Here is a 20,930-nt window from a genome sequence, read left to right as displayed (position 1 = left end):
ATTTTCGGGAGAGGAGCAGGAACGTGCACTTTTTTCTAAGATTATCTTTGAAAATGATGCGTCTGCGTAAAACAACGATCAGCGTGATTGTGGTACTGTTTGTGGTGCTGTGCTCGACCCTGGCATTTCTGCTGGAGCCGGAAACGTTTCACCATTGGTTTAACGCCCTTTATTGGGTGTTTACCACCATGGCAACCGTAGGTTATGGCGATTATTATGCAGTTACCGTGCCGGGAAAGATATTAACGATATTTATCTATATCTTTGGTATTGGGCTGCTAAGTTTAGTGATTGGCCGGGTCATTGAATCGTTTGGAAGCATACAGCGGCAGAGAGGGGCGGGCAGGTTGAATTTTCGGGGCAGTGATCATGTCGTTATTATCAATTGGAGCAAAAAAGCAAAGTCCGCGATCGATGAGATACTTTCGTTTTCGCCGAAGTCCCAGATCGTGATCATTGATGATTCGAGTCAGCATCCTGTCGAGCATCTCGAACAGGTGCATTTTGTAAGCGGCGATCCAGCAGCGGATGACGTGCTGATGAGAGCCAACATTCTGGAGGCCAAATCGGCCATTGTTTTTGCGGATGCCCGGATTGATGAATCGGCTCTCGTGGACGGCAAGTCGCTCCTGATTGTTTCCAGCATTGAACGGATTGCGCCGAACGTACATACCACGGTGGAGATCGTGCAGGAGAAGCATGTTCAGAATTTCCGCTACAATCATGTGAACGAGTTTGTGCTCTCGCATGATGCCGTGTCCCGATTGGCCGTACGCGCCGCGCTCCAGGAAGGAAACTCGGATGTGCTGATGCAGCTGCTCAGCCGCCAGCACGGAGATGATATTTACGAAGTGGCATTGAACCCTGCATGGATGACCTACGGCGATGCATTTCAGGATCTGCTGCGGCAAGGAGCGACGCTCATCTCCGATCGCAACGATCTAAGCATTAACCGCAAGCTTGATGTCCCGATTCCACAGGATGCCAGGTTGTATGTGGTCTCGGACGAGGCGACCTATAAGCGGATTACAGGCAAGCTTGCCTGAAGATGGGCCATTGATGCGATGCCGGTGGAACTACATTGGGTCTTCGGTTTTAGTGATACCGGTATCCAGATGTTAAACATTCGGCACAGATAGAAACATCCAGCCCCCCAAACGCCCCTGTTTATAACAGTGGGCGTTTTTTCCTATTGGAATCAGACCATCTCTCTTAGAATGTTCTCACTGCTCTTCTCCAGCATCATGGGAAACAGTTTCACCTTCTCGGGGGATAAGGCTCGAACCTCTTCATATGCGGCACTAGATGCATAGACCAAATCGGATTCCTCGATCCGCTGCAGTAGGTCCTCCCGATTATCCAGCCCAGCCAAGCGGCCGTGGACCCCCTCAATACCGGCTTCTTGAATGCGGCTGGCCATCCACTGTGCACCTGCCTTACCCATGCAGACAAAGCTGATATCGCTTCCCGGTGTAAGCCGGGCAATCTCAAGCAGGACGGATGTTTCCACGCTGGCGCCAATGACCGTTACTTTTTTGTCATATTTGCTGCACAGAGCCTTTACTTCGGCATCGTGATTCAATGTTGTGACCATGTGGTTTGAGTACTCCAGCGCCTCGAATAGGGCTTGCTTCCCCGTCAACAGATCCTCCAGAAATACCGTTTTCACTTCGGCACCCGTCATTTGCTCAATCGCTGTCTGATAAAAGGGAAAATCATGTTCCTTACATTCAATGAACAAAATACGCTGTTTCGTGTTCTGGACAGGCTCCTGCAGCAGCGTATAGGCGAGGGATGCGGCAAAGAACTCGCTCGGCTGGATATTAACGGAGCTTAACTCCTCCGTCGTTCGCTCGACCAGCTCGTGCATTAGCTTTCTGCGAGTTCTAAGCTCCTCTACCTGTACGTTGTTCAATACCTGCGTTCCTTTGCCCTTATGCATCGAGACGATCCCCTCATCCTTCAACTGGTTGTAGACCAGATTCACGGTGTTGCGGTTCAGTCCCAGCAGATCCGCCAGCGCACCGGCCGGAGGCAGCCTATCGAATGGTTCGATTTGTCCAATCCCAATCAACCACTTTAATTGCTCTTTAACCTGTGTGCTCACATTAAGGGTGGCGTGCGGGTCGACTCGAAGCATCAGTTTATGCGGCATAACAAAACCCTCTTTCCTAGTCAACTAGTAATTTAACATTACATAATCATTCGCTAATTATCAAGAAAAGTATTGACATGTATGGATATAAGTCATTATTTTATATATAACTAAATTACTAGTTAACTATGAATAATGGAGGATTATGATGAAGGATCTGGCAGCTGTATATTTACAAAAAATGAAAGGGGGGGCTAGAAGTCCGTTGACCGTTCGTCCCATAAATATCGCCATTGGCTTTATCGGCGGGGCTGTTTCCATCGGATTGTTGGCTCTTCTGACGACACTCGCAGGGAGTGTTTGGATCATGGCCCCCTTTGGTGCGAGCTGCGTGCTTGCATTTGCGGTTTGGGACGCGCCGCTGTCACAGCCAAGGAACCTCATTGGAGGGCATCTCATTTCAACATTCACGGGACTTGTGACGCTTGAGGTTCTGGGGGACGGAATCTGGGCCATGGCCATTGGTGTGGGAGCGGCGATCAGCTTGATGGGCATAACCAAAACGACCCATCCTCCGGCTGGTGCAGATCCCTTGGTTGTCATTATGGCTGGCAGCGGCTGGTCATTCTTGTTTACGCCGGTGCTTGCCGGGTCGGTCATGATCGTGGTTGTGGCTCTGCTCGTCAATAATGCGGTGAAGGAGCGAAGATATCCGACTTTTTGGTGGTGAAGGCAGTTTTTTCTTTGATGAAAATACGGTAATCATGGTAACTTCTTCAATCATATATCGTCAACAACAGACTCGGATCTACAATGGACCGGGTCTGATTTGTGTTGTTATGACGCAGATTTGAAAATTCCCAAACTAATTTATATACCACCATCCGGGAAAATCCAAACCGAAATCATAAAAAATAGGCGATACTTACCACTTGATCCCGGGTGTCAAATCTATAGAATATTACACAATCCCGGTACAGGACTCTATTCTTATTTTGTATAAAAGGTTAATATTGCCAAACCTTTACAGGATGCGGTTCTCAGCCGTTTTTTTATACGACTTTGGTATCAAATTTGTAATAACTATGGATAATGATGTAAAAATGACCGGAACTTTAGCAATTTTCATGCGTTTAAACTTATGATTCACGAAAATTTTCTGAAAATCTTCGTCGTCTGACTGCATTCCTCTGATGGAATGAAGTCATGCGGTTCCAGCCTTATTCGGGCAGCGATGCTTTTCACTGCACACAACTAACATCAGGCTGTGAAGTTGTCAAATGACAGGGACGAGGAGGCAGCGGCGAGTGTTATCGGGGGAAAAATGTGGAAGAGGTTTGTTTTACTTCTTTTTGACTAGTATCGATATCGGAAAAGTTGGTAAAGAAGGAATATGGTATCGGGAACGCATCGGCTATAGAATGACGAGTATGGCTCAGTCGTCACATGTCGGTGCAGCAACAAGCATGTCAAAGAAAGGGCAGGTGAGCAACGAAGACGATGAGCAGACGAAAATGGTGGGTGATCGCAGCACTATTCACTATAGTGCTTCTCTGCGGTGCCGCTGTAATTCAAGGATATCTACGACCGTCATTAAAAACGTATGCGGATGCGGACGGCGTGAAAATGAAATTCAAAACAGAGGGAACCTCCTTTCTGGTATATGAGGATGACGAAGTTTGGAAAGAGGTTTTTGCCAAAGGCGTGAATCTTGGGGCAACCGTACCTGGACATTATCCCGGTGAGCTTCCGGCAACGGAGGAAGATTACCTTCGCTGGTTTAAACAGATTGATGACATGGGAGCGAACGTAATCAGGGTCTACACCGTGCATAATCCGGTCTTTTATTCTGCACTTGTGAAATATAACCGGGATAAAGGCGATGACCCCTTGTACTTCATGCAGGGCATTTGGTCTCCGGAGGAGCAGCTAATCGAGCGTAAGGATGCTTATGACGAAGAAATCATCCAAACGTTCAAAGCGGAGATATCGAAGGCTGTTGCTGCAGTCTACGGCGATATCAACGTTGAGCCCAAGCATGGACAGTCGAGTGGCAAGTATAAGGTCAATGCAGGCAAGTACCTTATGGCCTGGCATGTGGGAACCGAATGGGACCCAACCATGGTCGATAACACCAACACGGTACATAAGGATGTTCCTCAGTATGAGGGGTCCTATTTCTCGGGGACGAAGGACGCAAGTCCCTTTGAGAATTGGCTGGCATCTTTATTGGACTATACGGCTGCCGAGGAGCAGAAGTACGGATGGCAGCATCCGATGACATTTACCAATTGGGTCACAACGGATGTGCTTGAGCATCCGGGGGAACCGCTGTTTGAAGAAGACCTGGTGTCTGTTGATGCGAGGCATGTAGAACCGGTGAACTGGGATGCAGGATATTTTGCCGCATACCATGTGTATCCGTACTACCCGGATTTTTTCCGGACGGACAAAACGCTACAGACCCTTCCTGACGGGAATGGGGGTTATAACACGTACAAAGCCTACTTGCGAAAATTGAAGGCAGAATTCGAGGATATGCCGATTATGGTCACCGAATACGGCGTACCTTCATCCATCGGTATTTCACACCACGGTCCTGGAGGGAAGGATCAAGGGGGGCATGATGAAGCGGAGCAAGGCCAGGTTAATGTTTCGCTGACCCAGGATATTTACGACGAAGGCTATTCCGGGGCGATCTTGTTCATGTGGCAGGACGAATGGTTCAAGAAAACATGGAATACGATGCCTTTTGAAATACCGGCAGACCGCCGGGCATTCTGGTTGAATGTGCTGACGAATGAGAAGATGTTCGGCGTTCTCGCCATGCAGCCGGGCAAGGTAGAGCAGATCACGATTGACGGGGATCTCAGCGATTGGGATAAAGTTCCCGAAGGGGAAGTCAAGACCTGGTCCGGAACGGCTCTGGGCGTCAAGAACATGAAGCTGACTCATGATGAAGCCTACCTGTATATCGGCATGGAACTGGAAGAAGCATTTGATCCCGAACGTTCCAAGCTTTTCATTGGAGCAGATACGATCCCTGGCGGCGACATCCCGAAGAAAGAACTGGCGGGACGAACGCTCCAAGGTGGGGCTTTGGAAACTTTGATTCAATTAGGTCAAGAGGATGAGTCCCAGGTCACCATAGCGCCATCATACGATTTCCACAGCCGTTTGTACGGTAAAGAGGGATATTGGATGCTGCCGGAAGAAGAAGCCAAGGGAACCAAGGATGATCCTGTGGTGCCTGGAGGTTCGTTTCATGCCTGGAAGCTGGCCATCAGCCTACTGATGAACCCGCCGGATACCCGCTTCTCCCATCCGTTTGTGGATGAGAAAGTAGGGATGCTGAAGCAGGGGACCAGTGATCCGAAATCTCCGGATTTTAATTCGCTTACGGCCTGGCAGTATCAAGACAGGTTTGTTGAGATGAGGATCCCATGGATGCTGCTCGGATTCGGGGATCCGAGTTCGCTGCAGGTGGTGGACTACAGCCCGCTTCAAGACAAGCGTACATTCAGCACGATAACAACGGAAGGGATCCGGCTGGCTCCGTGGATCGCGGAACGATCTGAGAAGAGCGGGAAATCAGCGTCAGGATCGGCAGAGTCCATCAACCTGGAGGAGATCGAACCCTATACTTGGGAGCTATGGGAAGCTACCAAGTACAGTGAACGATTAAAACAAAGCTATTATGATATGCAGGACATATTCACCCGTCTGTCCGAAAAAGAGCGGGAACCAGATGCTAAATAAAAGGAGGAGCCATCGGATATGTTTTCAAATTTAGAAATGGCATACGTCTTTGTCTATGTATGTCTCGGCCTTATTGCAGCCGGCATTATCCTGTTGTTCCAAATGAAGATCAAGCACAATGCCATACAAAGAGAAACGGAACGCTTAACAGAAAAACATCATGACTATTTTGTGTATGTCCAGAGTCATCTGCATGACGATACGAAGCTGGAGCTCCCGCCTGGCAAATTGACATCGGCTGATCGCCGGGTCATTCAAGCCAAGTTTATGGAGTGGATCGAGCAATTCAAAGGGGACGCCAGAGAGAAGCTCCTGCGTTTATGCCGGGATGCCGGATTTGTGGAAGAGGAGATCCGGGCATTATCCAGCCTGCGGAAAGACCGCCGTATTGAAGCGGTCTACCGCCTTGGCGGGATGCGTGCGGAAGAGGCCGTGCCGCAGCTTCAGCATCTGATGAACCGTACGAATTACGGTCCGATGACCATCATTATTGCGCGGGCGATTGCCAAAAGCGCAGTTCAGTCACAGCAGATTCGAGAAATGTTGTCCAAGCTGCTGGCCTACGATAAAGCCATTCATCATATGGCTGCCGATATTTTGCTGGAAACCCGGCTGGATTCAGCCAGCCTCATGCGCAAGCTCTTGGATGATCCCGATCCTGGACTGGTCAAGGTCTCGCTTGTAGCCATGTGGGGGCAGGCCATTCCGGCTGTCGTACCGGCACTCGATCGACTGGTCGGATCCGAAGAGAAGGACGTCCGTGCGGAGGCGGTCAAGCTGTATCTTGGCTCCTATCCGGCCCTGAAGGATGATACCATTGCGGAGCTTATGAATGATCGTGAGTGGGAAGTGCGCGCGGCAGCGGCAAAAGCGCTGGGACGGCTTCATGCCGCAGGCAGTATTCCGATTCTCGCTTCCGCCTTGAAGGACGAGAATTGGCATGTGCGCAACAACAGCGCGGAGAGTCTTGCCATGTTAGGAGAACAAGGCTTCGAGACATTGTGCCAAGCCGCGCTGACAGGAGAAGGTCCAGCCAGGGAAACGGCCTTGTACCGGATCGAACGGATTATGTCCAACGAAGGCGAATATGAGCAAGTTGAGCAAATGGTGGCATCTAACAAAAGAAAACTGGTGTACGATCGTTATTTCGGCGTTCAAACGAACAAACGGATCGGCACGGTTGCAGGAGTAGGAGGAGATTACACTGCTTAGAGATATCCTGCTCACTTACGGTATGGTGGCGATTTATTACGTCATGATCGTTAGCGCGCTTTATTTTGTAATTCTGATGTTTTCTTTCAGAAATATTAAGGATATTTTCAGACGCGCTACGTATTCCAAATACAATACGCTCTCGGGTTCGGAACTGGTTCCATCGGTATCTTTGCTGGTTCCCGCCTATAACGAAGAGTTGACTATCGCGGAGAATGTCCGCTGTCTGATGACGCTGAACTATCCAACCTACGAGGTCATCGTTATCAATGACGGATCCTCCGATGAGACGCTGAAAGTGCTGATTGAGGAGTATGGTTTGACGCTGCTGCCCAATCCGGAGATTCGCGGCAATATCAGTACAAACAAGGTTCGGGGCATTTATTATAATCCGCAGTACCCGCAGCTTTACCTCATCGACAAAGAGAACGGCGGTAAGGCGGATTCATTGAACGCGGGCATTAACCTGTCCCGTTATCCGCTGATTTCTTCCATCGATGCGGATTCATTGCTGGAGAAGGATGCGCTGATCCGGATGGCCCGCATGTATATGGAGAATCCCGAGGAAACGGTGGCAATCGGCGGGGATGTTCGGATCGCCAATGGCTGCGTGATTGAGAACGGAGAGGTTAAGGATGTATCCTTGCCGAGCCGGGTATGGCCGATGTTCCAATCGATCGAATATCTGAAAGCTTTCCTGGGTGGGCGAATCGGGTGGAGCCATTTCAATGGGCTCATCATCGTCTCGGGAGCCTTCGGCTTGTTCCGCAAAGATTATGTCATCGCGGTAGGCGGCTATCGGGGAGGCTACCCCGGTGAAGATATGAACATCATTATCAAGCTGCATCGCTATATGCTGGAAAATAAAATCAAATACCGCGTTTCCTTTTGTCCGGAAGCGGTGTGCTGGACGCAGGCGCCGGACAGCTACAACATTTTGTCCAATCAGCGCAAGCGCTGGGGACGGGGAAACTTGAAGAACATGATCGAGAACCGCGATATGTTGTTCAATCCGAAATATAAAGTCATGGGCATGTTGACGATGCCCTACAACGTTATTTTTGAAGCGCTAAACCCTTACTTCAGAATTACGGGCCTTCTGGCTCTGCTTGGATATGTATTGCTGGATATGACAAATTGGCATGTGCTGGTCGTGTTTGGACTCGTCAATTTTTTAAGTGGGTACCTGCTCAGCGTGGGAGCTCTCATCCTGGAGGAGATGGCCTTCCGCCGGTATACCAAATTGTCCGATCTGGTGAAGATGCTCCTCTTCTCGGCACTCAAATTCGTGGGTTACCACCAGTTAGGTGTGCTGTGGAGAGTACAGGGGCATATTCAATATCTGCAAAACAACAATTCATGGGGTACCATGACCCGGCAGAGCTGGAAAGATAAGAACGAGGCTGCCTGACTTCAAGGCCCGGTTCATATGTAACAGCATCAAAATATAAAGAGAGGTGGGACCTACAGTTATGTCTCAATCCGCAACATTGCAACGCGTGCAGGCCGTTGATTTTTACGGCCGCTTGGAGGAGGAAGTGAGAAACCATAGCCATGGAACAGCATTGCTGTTTCTGTACTGTGCAGGCAATTCGTCCGAGACGGAGGCTGGGCAGGCGGAGGTTCAAAGCTTTGTGGACCAGTTGTCCGGCGTGAACGGTGAGGTACTGCTAGACACCAATACCGGTGTATTGGCCGTTACCTTGCCTGGATATTCGCTGGATGCCGCCCATTATCAGGCATTGCTCCTGAAGCAGCATCTGCAAGGCCGTTTGGAGCAAGCAGATCCGCGTATTACGCTTGCAGCGCTTACTGAAGTGCCGTCAGCGCTGACGTTGAAGCAGATGGCAGAAGCGACCAAGCTCAGCACCTCTTCGGATATTCATATATTTACGCAGGAGGAAGCAGACAGCGGTCAAAGCCGCATTCTCATCGTGGATCAAGATGCCACGGTGAGGGAGTTTTTACAGATCCGCTTGACCATGCAAGGTTATGAAACGCTTGAAGCAGTAGACGGTTTGGAGGCGCTGGATCTCATCCCGAAATGGGAGCCGGATCTTGTGCTGACCGAGCTCAACCTGCATGGCATCGACGGCCTGCCTTTCATTCATCATATCCAGCAGCTGGATATGAAGGAACCGCCCAAAATTGTGGTATTAACCGAGAAACGAGTGGAGCAGACGATCAGCCAATGTTTCCAAAACGGGGTGGATGATTACGTAACCAAACCGTTCTCGCCGGTGGAACTGGATGCCCGCATCCGCCGCTGCCTTCATTAAACACATCGTTACTAACGCTTTTAGTTTGAAGAGAATTGATGAATGATACGTGATTAGTTGAGCTGAGAGGTTCTTTAATCGCAAGGAGAGATTTCAACAAAACGAGGTCTGTCTTTTGGCGAAATAGGCAAAAGAAATAGACAAATAGACTATACATCCGATGGAGGTTGAATACTTGTGAATGAGGAATATGAAACGTTATTGAGTGCCATTGAGAATAAGAAAGCCGTTCTGGGTGTTGTGGGACTGGGCTATGTAGGATTGCCGCTGGCTGTGGAAATGGTAAGACAGGGATTCACGGTCATCGGTATCGATCTGGATTCTGATAAAATTGACCGCATTTACCGCGGCGAGTCCTATATTACGGACATCTCGTCCGAAGAGCTTGCGGCATGCATGGAGACTGGACGCTTTAAGCCGACAACGGATTACAGCATGATTGCTGTGATTGACGCGGTCAGCATCTGCGTGCCGACGCCGCTCAGCGAGAACCAGGACCCGGATACTTCCTACATTACAATGGTAGTCGATCAGCTCAAACGCTTTATGAAGCCTAATCTGTTAATTACGCTGGAGAGCACGACTTATCCGGGAACCACGGAGGAACTGATTCAACAGCCGATTGAGAAGCTCGGTTATAAGGTTGGCCAAAACTTCTATCTGTGCTTCTCGCCGGAACGGGTCGATCCATCCAACAGCCGGTTCAATACACGAAATACGCCGAAGGTCATCGGAGGAACGACGGACGCCTGCTTAAAGCTGGGTGAAGCGTTGTACAAGCAGTACGTTGAGACGGTTGTACCCGTTAGCAACCCGAAAGTGGCGGAAATGTCCAAGCTGCTGGAGAATACGTTCCGCAGCGTGAATATTGCCTTTGTCAACGAGATGGCCATGATGTGCGACCGCATGGGCATTGATGTATGGGAAGTGATCAATGCAGCGGCAACCAAGCCGTTCGGATTCATGCCATTCTATCCGGGACCGGGCATCGGCGGCCATTGCATTCCGCTGGATCCCATGTACCTGTCCTGGAAGGCCAAGGGCTTCCGCTTTTACAGCAAATTCATTGAGCTGGCACAGTCCACCAACGATAATATGCCTTACTACGTGATCAACAAGACGGCTACGATTCTGAATGAATATGCCAAATCGATCAAGCGCTCCAGTATCCTGCTGTTAGGCATGGCTTACAAACCGGACATCAGCGATCTGCGTGAATCTCCGGGACTTGAAGTATACGAACAGTTCAAGGAAAATGGCGCCTATGTGGATTATTACGATCCGTATGCCCACAGTTTTGTGGATAAGCAAGGCAAGACGATTCACAGCGTGGAGTATGATCTTGCGAAATTCAGCCGTTACGATTGCATCGTCCTCATTACAAACCACAGCAATCTGGATTATCATTCGATCGCTTCCACCGGCGTGCCGATCTTAGATACACGAAATGCGTTTAAAGCGTTCGCCGAGCCTCATATCTACAAGATCGGCCATTCCGTTCAGCATGTAGCTGAGCCTGGTGAGGCTGTCTTGATCTGATGAAATGGACGAGAAGAATGAGGCCTATACATGCAAAAGCGAAGTGGATCATCCTGGTTGCCGGCATCTGTCTTTTGCTGCTGATCCTTCTTCTTCTCCCGTCAGGCAAGGTGAATCAGAACAAGGCTACATGGCTGTGGGATGCAAGTCTGATCCGGAGTGAAACGGAGGAGATTGTGGCCTTTAGCGGCAGGGAAGGCATTACAACGATCTTTTTGCAGATTCAACAAGAGGTTACGGACGAGGAGTACCGCCATTTTGTAGCTGCTGCACATCAGCAGGGCATCAGCGTTCACGCCTTGAACGGTCAGCCGGATTGGGCTTTTGAGGAAGGCCGGCGAAAAGGGATGGAGCTGCTGACCTGGCTGGAAACGTACAATCGTACGGCTGCGCCGGAGGAGAAATTCGAGGGCGTGCAGTTTGATGTCGAGCCCTATGTGCTTCGAAGATGGGGCCGCGAACAGGCACAGGTGGTGGAAGAATGGAGCGCGAACATGGAGGTTTGGGTGCAGGAGGCTAAGCGTCAGGGGCTATTGTTCAGTGCCGCGGTACCATTCTGGCTTGACAAGGTCCCTGGACCGCGAAGCGCGGATGCCGACTCGTTCAGCCGCTGGATGATCCAGAACACGGACGCGATTGCCGTTATGGCATACCGGGACAGCGGGGAGCAGATGTATGAATTGTCCAAGGAAGAGCTGGAACAGGCGGATGAACTCGGCAAGTCCGTCTGGATCGGCATGGAGCTCGGGGATACGGAGGAAGGCGAGCATCTGACCTTCTTTGCCAAGAGCGAACAGGAGATGGAGGACGAAGCCCTGCGTGCCGCCAAACTTGGCAGCGATCATTCTTCCTTTGCGGGAATGGCCGTCCATCACTACCAGGCCTGGGTTCACAAACGAACCGCGATGGCTGGGGAAGAGCCTTGATTTACCATAAGGTTTAATTATGATTTCCGGTTAATATGGTAACAACATGAACAACAACATGAATCATTCACAATTCAACGTACCTTCGAAGGTCTTAAGAGACTTTCGGAGGTGTTTTTTTTGTCTGACAGGGGGGGAGGCCCCGGTTGAATCGGAATTGTTTAGAAATTGTATAGAACTGAATTCTATAATGTGAACATCGAGCGGCAGGGAGTAAGAGCAATGGGGCAACGGATTACATAAGCTGGACGACCGGGGTCCCTTATTTGTAATTGAAAGTTTTGAAAAAGTTGAAAATCTATGAATTCTTCCAAAATGCTATAGCAATTATAATAGGTTGGTGTTATATTTTATTGGTTTATTCAGGAAGGGCTTTAATAAAAACCCTGTTTGAAATTTAAAAGGAGTATCCAGATGAATAGAGAGGGCGTGGCGTTTGAATCGCAATATCACGAGCAGAATGAGAAAGATGATATTTACGACGCTATTTTTGAAGATGTCACGATTGCATTCGAGCCTGCGGGCGGTGATCGGAAGCTGCTGTTTACGAACAAGCCGTCCGGACTGAACGGTGTCCTGACAGGCGTGCAGAGAAGCATGAGCCGGGCGGTTGACTGGGCTGTGGAAACTTTTTAATATTCGGATGGCGTAGGACGTGAACAACAATGAAGAATCGCAGAAGGAAATGGACAGGAGCTGTGGTATTGATGGCTTTGTGTGCTGCTGTCTCTTTCTGGTGGCTGCATACCGGAGAGCAGGAGAAAGCACTGCAGGCTCAGTTAACGCAAACGGAAGTGAAGCTGTCTGCCTGGATTACGGACTGGCAGTGGAAAACGGGCATAACGGATCTGAAGCAGCTCGGTAGTGAGCTTGAAGAAATCCATTTTTTTGCAGCTTACTTCAATCCTAAAGACGAACTCCATTTTACCTCGGATTTTCGGGAGGGACTGCCTGAGTTTCTGGAGAATTCCCGGAAGGGGGAGCAGCTTCGCCGTGTCCTGACCATCGTAAACGATCGTTTCGATACCGATGGGACGGCAGACCAGAAGGATCCTGCCCTCATCTCACGGATCGTGGCAACTCCGGAAAGCCCCAGTCTGCATATCGGGCACATTCTGGCTGTGGTATCCCAGCATGGCTTTAGCGGTGTGGAACTGGATTACGAGAAGGTACGCAAGGAAGATTGGGCGAATCTTTCGGCTCTGTACGAGGAGCTGTATGAACGTTTGCAAGCGGAGGGTTTCTCTCTTCGAATCGTGCTGGAGCCGGGGATCAGCCAATCATCCTTTGACCTGCTGCCGGAAGGTCCGGATTATGTCCTGATGGCATATAACTTGTACGGAGGGCATAGCGGACCGGGTCCAAAGGCGGATCACGCCATGATAAGGAAGTTGGCGGACAAACTGCACGGGATCCCGGGAGACCATGCCATTGCGCTGTCGGTTGGCGGGTTTGACTGGGCCAAGAACGGCAAGGTGGTCTCTTTAACGGAAAAGCGTGCGGTGGAGCTGGCGCATGCCATCTCGGACGATCCGAGACGGGATCCGTCAAGCGGTGCCCTGTATTTTGAATATACGGACGACCAAGGCATCGGCCATACCGTGTGGTATGCGGATGGAATGACCATTGCCGGCTGGGTGGATGCGGCGAGAGACTCGGGTATTTCGAAGATTGCGATCTGGCGGCTTGGGGATATGGAAGAGGATACGTTGAAACAGTTGAAGGAATATCATCAGCAATCCCAACATGAGTGAATCTTTTACGAAAAAAAGGACATCCCACGGCTCTAAGAAGCCGGTTGGGGTGTCCTTTTGCGTAAGGTATGACTCATGTTGCAGCCAAGCCGTCTTTCTATGCGAAAAGGGGTGGATTAATGGATGAGCTTCGAGGCTTTCGCTTTGCGGACAAGTCCGCCGCTGGCCCGGTTGATCGGCTTCTTGAGCGCAATCCCGATCATCAGCGCAATTGCCGCGAAGATCAGCATGAACAGGACATCCCGGATGACAATATCCCATAGAATGCCGCCAACGGCTTCCCGCATCATGCTAATGGCGTAGGTGAATGGCAGATACGGATGCAATGCCTGGAAGAACGGCGGCGTCATCTGGATCGGGAACGTTCCGCCCGCGCCTGCAAGCTGCAGCACGAGAAGTACGATGGCCATCGCTTTTCCGACATTGCCGAACACGGACACCAGCGTATATACAATCAGCATGAAGATGGAGCTGATCAGCAGTGCAAACAGGATGAACCAGCCCGGATTCACTACATAGGTCCGCAGCAAATAGATATCACCCAGGGTGACGAATAGCGCTTGGAACAGCGCAATGGTCAGAAATGTTAAATAGCGTCCGAAGTAAACCTCGATGCTGCGGAAGCTTCTCTCTTCATCATGAACCTCGACGGAGAGCAGGGAAACGAGCAGCAGGGCGCCTACCCACAAGGATAAGGTCGTGAAGAAAGGAGACATGGCGGAGCCATAGTTTGGGATTGGATACAGGCGATTCTCTTCCAGCGTAACAGGCTCGGCAAAAAACTGGCTTTCGAGCTCAAAATTGTTTTGAAGCAAATCGATAACCTCTTGGATATCCCCTTCAGCTTCCATCTCACGCAGCCGATTAGCCAGCTGCGTAATTCGTAGCTCGGCTTCCGGCAGACGGCTTTGGGCAAGCTGCACTTCTTCGCCCCCTACTTTGAGCCCTTTCCGGGCATCTTTGAGCAAACGCTGAATGTCGGGAACTGCGGCAAGCGCCTGGGTCAGCTCCTGCTGAACACGCTTGGCCGTGCCTGCGCCCTTGGTAAAGGCTTTGCTGATCGCTGGACCGATCTCCGTATCGTAGCGGCTTAACAGCGTATTGGTTAGTCCCGTAATGTCATCGTTCAGCTTCTTCAGCTTATCGATTGAATCCGCAGGTGCTTCTTCTCCCCGTTCCACGGCTTGGGCTATGGTTTGGAGCACGGCTTGAGCTGAGGTCCAGCGTGCTGCAATGTCCTCGAGCTTGGCCGCCCCGGAAGCTGCCGCCGGGGAGATCGAGCCCAGCCGCTTGAACAATTGACCCAGCCGGGCCGCGGCTTGCGCTGCTGTCTCTGCACGTTCCTGGGCAGCGTTCAGGCGGCTGGCAAGCTCCTTCGGGTCCATGTCGGCTTGCCCTAGAGCGTCCAGCACTTGCGAGAGCGCTCCGGTGGTTGCAGCCAGTACCTCCAAGTCCTGACGCAGAGCAGGCTCCAGCGATTTCGAGGCACCCGCGGCCTGATTCGCGAACTCTGCCAGCGCACCGGCCATGGTCTTGCCGTCCGTAGCAATCCCTTCAAGGCGAGGCAGGGCGGTGTCGGCCTGCTGGACCAATCGGTTGGCCAGCTGAATATCCTTAGCGGCTGTGCCCACCGCTTCATTGAGCTCCGGAAAGCTTTTTTCGAGCCGGAACAGAAGACTTCGTACTTTATTGATTGTCGGGAGCTGATTCTCGATCTCAATCCCGAGCGTGTTGAAAATTTCGAAGATGGTGCCGTTGGCGGTTTTGATGAAATTTTTGCTGATTTCCTCCACGACACCGGATGCGCCCTGGGCCGTCACCTTGGGAGAAATGGCGTTGATTTTCTCGTTGGTATAATAGAGGATCTGAGCTTTGACAGGCTCATTGGTCAGCACGGTGCCGATCCGGGCAGAGAAGTTCTCCGGAATAATGATGGCGGCATAATCATCGCCGCGCCGTACACCTTGAATGGCGTTCTCGCTATCATCCGTAAACCGCCATCCCAGCTTCTCATTGTGATGGAGGGACTCCACGATTTCTTTTCCCAGATTAATGGGCTGGTCGCGAAGAGTGGTCCCTTTATCCAGGTTGGCAACGGCAATGGATACACCGGAGGTCTGGCCGTAGGGATCCCAAGAAGCCTCAATGTTAAACCAGGCATACAGAGAAGGAAGAACGGCAAGCCCGGCTATGATGACGCCTGCAGCCCAATTACGGATGATTCTATGGATATCGGCAGAATATATGTGGAAGATATTCTTCATGAGCGCTCCTGTCTTGTACGTAGTCGGTGCTAGTATGCCGCTAAATTCGTGCCAAGATACGAAACGAGCCGATCCTTTATCTCTTCCTTGAGGGAGTGCCATTCGCAGAGCAGGCTGCCTTCATATCCGCGGCACAAATACTGAACCTGCAGCCCTTCCTTGGCTGTGCGGTTCTGGCTATGAATCCGGATGCCGCGCTTTCTCATCTGTTGTTGTATGAACCAGGCATGATCCGAATTTCCTTTTTTAATAAGCTGCAGATTTAAGATATAGAGGTCAGCCGTTTTGAGTTTAAGGGTCTTGAGAATTCGAATATCCCGCTCGAGTGCAGACTGGATGATGTGATGCAGCAGGTAATCTCGGATCAGGGCTTCGTCTTCTGGTGAAGGCGGAGGAGGAGTGGAAGGCTTCATCATAAGAGACACATCCTCAGACATAAATAAATATAGGAACGTATGTTCTATCATACACATGGTATGCCAACAATATGCGGCGTGCAACCATTAAATTCTGGCAATTGATTATGGACCCCAGTGGATTCGTGGCGGCATATCGTTTACACTCCTGATAACTGCATTCATCAGGAGGCGATTCATTCATGATTCTACATAAAGGCGAAATATTATTCAGGCAAGGGGATAGCGGGGACCATCTATATCACATCCGGAGCGGATTGTTCAAGGTGACCCGTCTCCATCCGAACGGCAACATAGTGCTTTTCAATATTTTATATCCCGGTGAAACGGTGCCCCACCATTCGCTGATCAGCCCGAAGGAGACACATGGAACGGCGATCGCTCTGATCCAGAGCGAAGTGGAGGTCATATCGGCTGAAGCGTGGTACCGCCAACTCGCGGAGGATCCGCAGAAACCGCTCGAGGTTGCCAGATTGCTGCAGGAAAAAGTGCGATTCATGCAGATGAGGCTGGATCACTTGACGGTGGGAGGACCTGCGGAGCGGCTTGAACTGCTGATCCGGTGGCTGGATGAGTATTCACAGGGAATACACTTGACCGAGTATCTGACTCAGGAAGAGATCGGACAGTTGATCGGCGTGAGGAGAGAAACGGTAAACCGGCTGCTGCGGGAATAGGGCAAGCACGTCTAGCCCTGAATTTGCGGACGATATGAACGCCGGGATACATATGTTAATAACATGCTCACGACAGAATTAGCAGAAGGTTCACTTTTTCGCTGAATAATAGTCACCAGCAAGCATAATCAATCCAAAAAGGGTGCCTGTCTTTATGCAAGACAGGCACCCATTGATTTTGTAATACGGTTCATTAATCTTCCAATGTACCCGCCGGGCCGAAGAATTCATAATGAATCCGGTCTGAAGGTACCTCCATCGATTTCAATTGACTGTTAATGGCACGCATGAACGGAACAGGGCCGCAGAAGTAGAAGTCGGCTTTCGCATCGACGGTTTTACGAAGGAAATCAAGATCAATATAGCCAGCTTGGTGGCACTGATCCTCCGATTCCGGTTGTTCATAAATGACATAAGAGGTTAGCTGCGGATGCTTGGAGGCGAGCGCATCGATATGAGCCTTCATCGCATGCTGGCTGCCGCACTTGGCCGCATGAATAAACGTCACTTTCCGGTCGGGCTGACTCAGCAGCACGGTTTCGAGCATGGCCACCATCGGGGTCAAACCCACGCCGCCGCTGATCAAGACAAGCGGAAGATCGGTGTCCGTATCCAGCGTAAAGGAACCGGCCGGAGGAGTGACCTCGAGAACGGTCCCGACCTCGGCATGACGGTGCAGCCAAGTGGAGACGATGCCGGCAGGCTTTCCTTCCAGTTCATCCTCACGCTTGACCGTAATTCTGTAGTAAGGCTGGCCCGGTGCGGACGAGAGACTGTAATGACGATTATGATAATAGGTTTCACCTTCAGGTTTTATCCGGAGCGTAATGTATTGACCGGGTTGATAATCGGCAATCTCGCCGCCGTCCTGCGGGACCAAATAAAAGGAAGTGATGACGGAGCTTTCTTCCACCTTCCGGTCAATTACGAAATTGCGGTATCCGCTCCAGCCGCCGGCTTCGTTCGCGGCTTTATGGTACATATCGGCTTCAATGCCAATGAAGACATCGGCAATGGCGCCGTAAGCTTCGCCCCATGCCTCGATAATTTCGGGCGATGCAGCGTCACCCAGCACTTCCTTCATGGCGGCGAGCAGCGTTTCGCCGACGATCGGATAGTGCTCGGGCAAAATGTTTAACGCCCGGTGCTTGTGTCCGATCTGCTTAACAACCGGGACGATCGCTTCAAGACGATCGATATGGGCTGCGGCGGCGTACACGGCATTGGCAAGAGCAAAGGGCTGTTTTCCTTCTCGTTGATTCGCATGGTTGAATATGTTAAGAAGCTCCGGATGATGATGAAACAATTTTTGGTAAAATGCACTCGTGATTGCCGTTCCATGCGTTTCAAGAACAGGAACGGTTGATTTAACGACTTCAATCGTATGCTGGCTTAACATGCAGACTCCCCCTGATTCATAAGTCGAATTCGTGTTCGATTTAAGTATAGACAAGGGAAGAAAGGGTAATTGTGATTTTGGTCACATCGGATTTAGCGAATATGTGAACAACGATATTTATGGAGGGGAGTTCTGAAAGCGAGTTTTTTTACATATTCCATATATAGATTCCAGTTCATTCTAGCCAGCTGTTTAGCTTGTATGCCAACTGTGTTATAATAATGTTAGCACTCTAACTAAAACGAGAAAGGATCAGGATACCATGTGTCCCCGAAGGACGAATCCCCAAAGGACGATTTGGAAACGTTATGATCTCTCATACACATAGCTTCCTTCGTAGAGCGAAGTCGGACGTCTAAAGACAAGGACGGTCTCTTACGAAAGGATGGGAACTATGGTTCGAAGGATGAACTCCTCCAGGTTGCCTCTAGGTAGAGATTGGCCTATGTCTGACCAATCTACTACGACAAGAGGGATCCTGTATGAGGAAAAGACAAAACACAATTATCACCATGTCGGCGATGTTGTTCGGAACGTTTTTAATGGCGTTTACGTATTATCACATTAATTTTCACAATCATTTAACCGAAGGCGGCTTTGTCGGCCTTGCGCTGCTTGGCAAATATGCGCTTGATATTCCGCCTGCATTAAGCATGATCCTCATGGACATACCGGTTCTGCTGATTGCCTTGTTCATCAAAGGTCGGAAGTTTATTATCAATACCGTTGTTGCGGCGAGCATGTTCACCGTGTTCTACGCATTGATCGAGCGGTATTCCACGCTTGTTATCGATCTGAATCATAACTTGCTGGCAGCCGCGCTGCTGTCCGGTTTATTGACGGGCTTTGGTGCAGGCATCGTGCTCCGTTTCGGCGGGGCGACAGGCGGTGACGACGTGATCTCCGTACTGTTCAGCGAATGGAGCGGGCTTAAGGTAGGGACGGTGTTTTTCCTGATGGATGCCGTAGTACTGCTATTATCGCTATTCTACATGCCATTGGTTGAAACCTTATATACTATATTAGCCGTATCGATTGCCGGGCAAGTGATCACCATCACAGTGACGTACGGTACCGAGAAAACGGAAAAGAAACCGATTCGGAAGGCGGTCCGTGCCCCAAGCACTCCGGTTACTCCGAAGACAGCGCAGCATACCGTTAGCGGCCGATCATAATGCGGTCCAACTAAGAGAAGCTCACCCGCATGCAGGGTGAGCTTCTTTCGTATGCTTATGCCTGGATTTTCACTTCTCGTCCTTGGGATGATTCTCATCCCACTCCTGTGCCTTGGCGGTGGCGATAGCGATGGCACGACCTTCATCGTAATCTTCCTCCAGCAGGGCATTGGCAATTTCCACGGCTTTATTCCTCACCCGCGGCTCCAGATTTTTCATGGATGGCGGATAATCATTTTTGCTCCAAGGCATGTGTACTCCCTCCAGTTCTTCTGTAATTCGTATGTAATGTATATTACCCCGTGCAGCCAAATTGAATAAACGGTTTCAATGGCACAAAAAAAGTACATTGTCCCCAACGGAGGACAATGTACTTGGAAACTTCGATTTATTCAAACAGCTGCAAATACTCGCCGTAGCCTTCCTTTTGCATCTCTTCTTTCGGTACAAACCGCAGTGCGGCGGAATTGATGCAGTAGCGAAGGCCGTTCGGCCCAGGACCGTCGTCAAATACATGGCCGAGGTGCGAGTCGCCTTTTTTGCTCCTTACCTCGGTGCGGACCATCATATGGGTGAGATCCATTTTTTCCTTGATGTTGTATTCGCGTATCGGACGGGTGAAGCTCGGCCATCCGCAGCCGGCATCATATTTGTCCGTTGAGCTGAAAAGCGGCTCGCCGGATACGATGTCCACGTAAATGCCTTCCCCGTGATGATCCCAGAACTCATTGTGGAACGGAGGCTCGGTTGCGTTATTCTGGGTCACTTCATATTGGGTCGGTGTCAGGCGCTGTTTAAGCTCGGCCGTATCGACCGGATCCGACCAGTGCTTCTCAATGAAATCCTCGCGTCCTGAACCTTTGCGGTAGCGTTTGTAATGGCTCGGATTTTTCCTGTGATAATCCTGATGATATTCTTCAGCTTCATAGAAAGTGCTGGCCGGAATGATGGGCGTTACGATCGGTCCGTCGAATCGTCCGCTGGCAGCTACGGCTTGCTTGGATTGTTCAGCAAGCTCGCGCTGCTCCTCCGTATGGTAAAAAATAGCGGTTCGGTAAGATGTGCCCCGGTCATGGAATTGTCCGCCCTCATCCGTTGGATCGATTTGCTGCCAGAAGAGCTCGAGCAGCTTTTCGTAAGGGAATACTTCCGGGTTATACGTGATTTGAACGGCCTCGTAATGACCCGTTGTATCAGAGCATACCTCTTCATAGGTGGGATTTTCCTTATGACCGCCCGTATAGCCGGAAACGACCTTCAGAATACCCGGCAGCTCATCAAAAGGAGAGACCATACACCAGAAGCAGCCTCCCGCAAAGGTAGCCAATTCACTTGGGGTTGAACGATTATTCATCTATTATCCCTCCATCGTTATAACAATATAAATGTAAGTCTTACTCTATATTATAATCATTTTGGTCAAGGAAACCAAAAT

Annotated in this window: 18 protein-coding genes; 12 read left to right on the top strand and 6 right to left on the bottom strand. The window is 50.3% G+C overall.

Going from position 1 to position 20,930, the window contains the following annotated elements:
* Positions 1–23 precede the first annotated feature (23 nt).
* The gene (locus PLA01S_RS09405) at positions 24–1,046 is read left to right on the top strand and encodes a potassium channel family protein (protein WP_127591773.1); all 1,023 of its coding nucleotides are present in this window, start codon (positions 24–26) and stop codon (positions 1,044–1,046) included.
* A 152-nt stretch (positions 1,047–1,198) separates the two neighbouring features.
* Here the strand turns inward: PLA01S_RS09405 and PLA01S_RS09400 are convergent, their stop codons facing one another.
* The gene (locus PLA01S_RS09400) at positions 1,199–2,155 is read right to left on the bottom strand and encodes a GntR family transcriptional regulator (protein ID WP_127591772.1); all 957 of its coding nucleotides are present in this window, start codon (positions 2,153–2,155) and stop codon (positions 1,199–1,201) included.
* Positions 2,156–2,303: 148 nt separating this feature from the next.
* On the opposite strand from PLA01S_RS09400, the gene PLA01S_RS09395 reads away from it, so the two are divergent.
* From PLA01S_RS09395 to PLA01S_RS09355, 9 genes are all read left to right on the top strand, one after another.
* Complete coding sequence (locus PLA01S_RS09395; protein ID WP_127592202.1) at positions 2,304–2,825, top strand: HPP family protein; 522 nt, start codon at positions 2,304–2,306, stop codon at positions 2,823–2,825.
* 770 nt (positions 2,826–3,595) lie between these two features.
* On the top strand, positions 3,596–5,854 hold the full coding sequence (locus PLA01S_RS09390) for a hypothetical protein (RefSeq protein ID WP_127591771.1): 2,259 nt from the start codon (positions 3,596–3,598) through the stop codon (positions 5,852–5,854).
* Positions 5,855–5,872: 18 nt separating this feature from the next.
* A complete protein-coding gene (locus PLA01S_RS09385) occupies positions 5,873–7,066 on the top strand; it encodes a HEAT repeat domain-containing protein (RefSeq protein ID WP_127591770.1) in 1,194 nt (397 codons plus the stop codon).
* A gap of 22 nt (positions 7,067–7,088) precedes the next feature.
* Positions 7,089–8,477 (top strand): glycosyltransferase family 2 protein, encoded by a 1,389-nt coding sequence (locus tag PLA01S_RS09380; RefSeq protein WP_174819204.1) that lies wholly within the window; start codon positions 7,089–7,091, stop codon positions 8,475–8,477.
* Positions 8,478–8,538: 61 nt separating this feature from the next.
* Positions 8,539–9,345: a response regulator transcription factor gene (locus PLA01S_RS09375; RefSeq protein WP_127591769.1), complete on the top strand. Its 807-nt coding sequence runs from the start codon at positions 8,539–8,541 to the stop codon at positions 9,343–9,345.
* A 177-nt stretch (positions 9,346–9,522) separates the two neighbouring features.
* Positions 9,523–10,884 carry a nucleotide sugar dehydrogenase gene (locus PLA01S_RS09370; RefSeq protein ID WP_127591768.1) on the top strand — a complete coding sequence of 454 codons (1,362 nt, stop codon included), beginning with the start codon at positions 9,523–9,525 and terminating at the stop codon, positions 10,882–10,884.
* Positions 10,885–10,901: 17 nt separating this feature from the next.
* Positions 10,902–11,810 (top strand): hypothetical protein, encoded by a 909-nt coding sequence (locus PLA01S_RS09365; RefSeq protein WP_246059406.1) that lies wholly within the window; start codon positions 10,902–10,904, stop codon positions 11,808–11,810.
* A gap of 414 nt (positions 11,811–12,224) precedes the next feature.
* Positions 12,225–12,446: a hypothetical protein gene (locus PLA01S_RS09360; RefSeq protein WP_246059405.1), complete on the top strand. Its 222-nt coding sequence runs from the start codon at positions 12,225–12,227 to the stop codon at positions 12,444–12,446.
* 29 nt (positions 12,447–12,475) lie between these two features.
* Positions 12,476–13,564 carry a glycoside hydrolase family 18 protein gene (locus tag PLA01S_RS09355; protein ID WP_127591766.1) on the top strand — a complete coding sequence of 363 codons (1,089 nt, stop codon included), beginning with the start codon at positions 12,476–12,478 and terminating at the stop codon, positions 13,562–13,564.
* Positions 13,565–13,680: 116 nt separating this feature from the next.
* Here PLA01S_RS09355 and PLA01S_RS09350 read toward each other — a convergent pair whose 3' ends face one another.
* Entirely contained in the window at positions 13,681–15,828 is a 2,148-nt protein-coding gene (locus tag PLA01S_RS09350) for a YhgE/Pip domain-containing protein (RefSeq protein ID WP_127591765.1), read from the bottom strand.
* Between the two features lie 29 nt (positions 15,829–15,857).
* Entirely contained in the window at positions 15,858–16,244 is a 387-nt protein-coding gene (locus tag PLA01S_RS09345) for a YhjD family protein (protein ID WP_127591764.1), read from the bottom strand.
* A gap of 182 nt (positions 16,245–16,426) precedes the next feature.
* Here PLA01S_RS09345 and PLA01S_RS09340 point away from each other — a divergent pair, with 182 nt between their 5' ends.
* Positions 16,427–16,921, top strand: coding sequence for a Crp/Fnr family transcriptional regulator (locus PLA01S_RS09340; RefSeq protein ID WP_127591763.1), 495 nt, complete (start codon positions 16,427–16,429; stop codon positions 16,919–16,921).
* A gap of 193 nt (positions 16,922–17,114) precedes the next feature.
* On the opposite strand, the gene hmpA is transcribed toward PLA01S_RS09340, so the two are convergent.
* A complete protein-coding gene (gene hmpA / locus PLA01S_RS09335) occupies positions 17,115–18,320 on the bottom strand; it encodes an NO-inducible flavohemoprotein (protein ID WP_127591762.1) in 1,206 nt (401 codons plus the stop codon).
* Between the two features lie 482 nt (positions 18,321–18,802).
* Here hmpA and PLA01S_RS09330 point away from each other — a divergent pair, with 482 nt between their 5' ends.
* Positions 18,803–19,495: a YitT family protein gene (locus PLA01S_RS09330; RefSeq protein ID WP_127591761.1), complete on the top strand. Its 693-nt coding sequence runs from the start codon at positions 18,803–18,805 to the stop codon at positions 19,493–19,495.
* Between the two features lie 69 nt (positions 19,496–19,564).
* Here PLA01S_RS09330 and PLA01S_RS09325 read toward each other — a convergent pair whose 3' ends face one another.
* Together PLA01S_RS09325 and msrA are read right to left on the bottom strand one after the other, a co-directional pair.
* Entirely contained in the window at positions 19,565–19,747 is a 183-nt protein-coding gene (locus tag PLA01S_RS09325) for a DUF2188 domain-containing protein (protein WP_009592922.1), read from the bottom strand.
* Positions 19,748–19,883: 136 nt separating this feature from the next.
* The gene (gene msrA, locus PLA01S_RS09320; RefSeq protein ID WP_127591760.1) at positions 19,884–20,849 is read right to left on the bottom strand and encodes a peptide-methionine (S)-S-oxide reductase MsrA; all 966 of its coding nucleotides are present in this window, start codon (positions 20,847–20,849) and stop codon (positions 19,884–19,886) included.
* Positions 20,850–20,930: the final 81 nt, after the last annotated feature.

This window comes from Paenibacillus lautus NBRC 15380, assembly GCF_004000945.1.
Taxonomy (GTDB): Bacteria; Bacillota; Bacilli; order Paenibacillales; family Paenibacillaceae; genus Paenibacillus_AQ; species Paenibacillus_AQ lautus.
The sequence above is the reverse complement of the archived record's forward strand: the minus strand, read 5'-3'. Positions and strand labels throughout refer to the sequence as shown.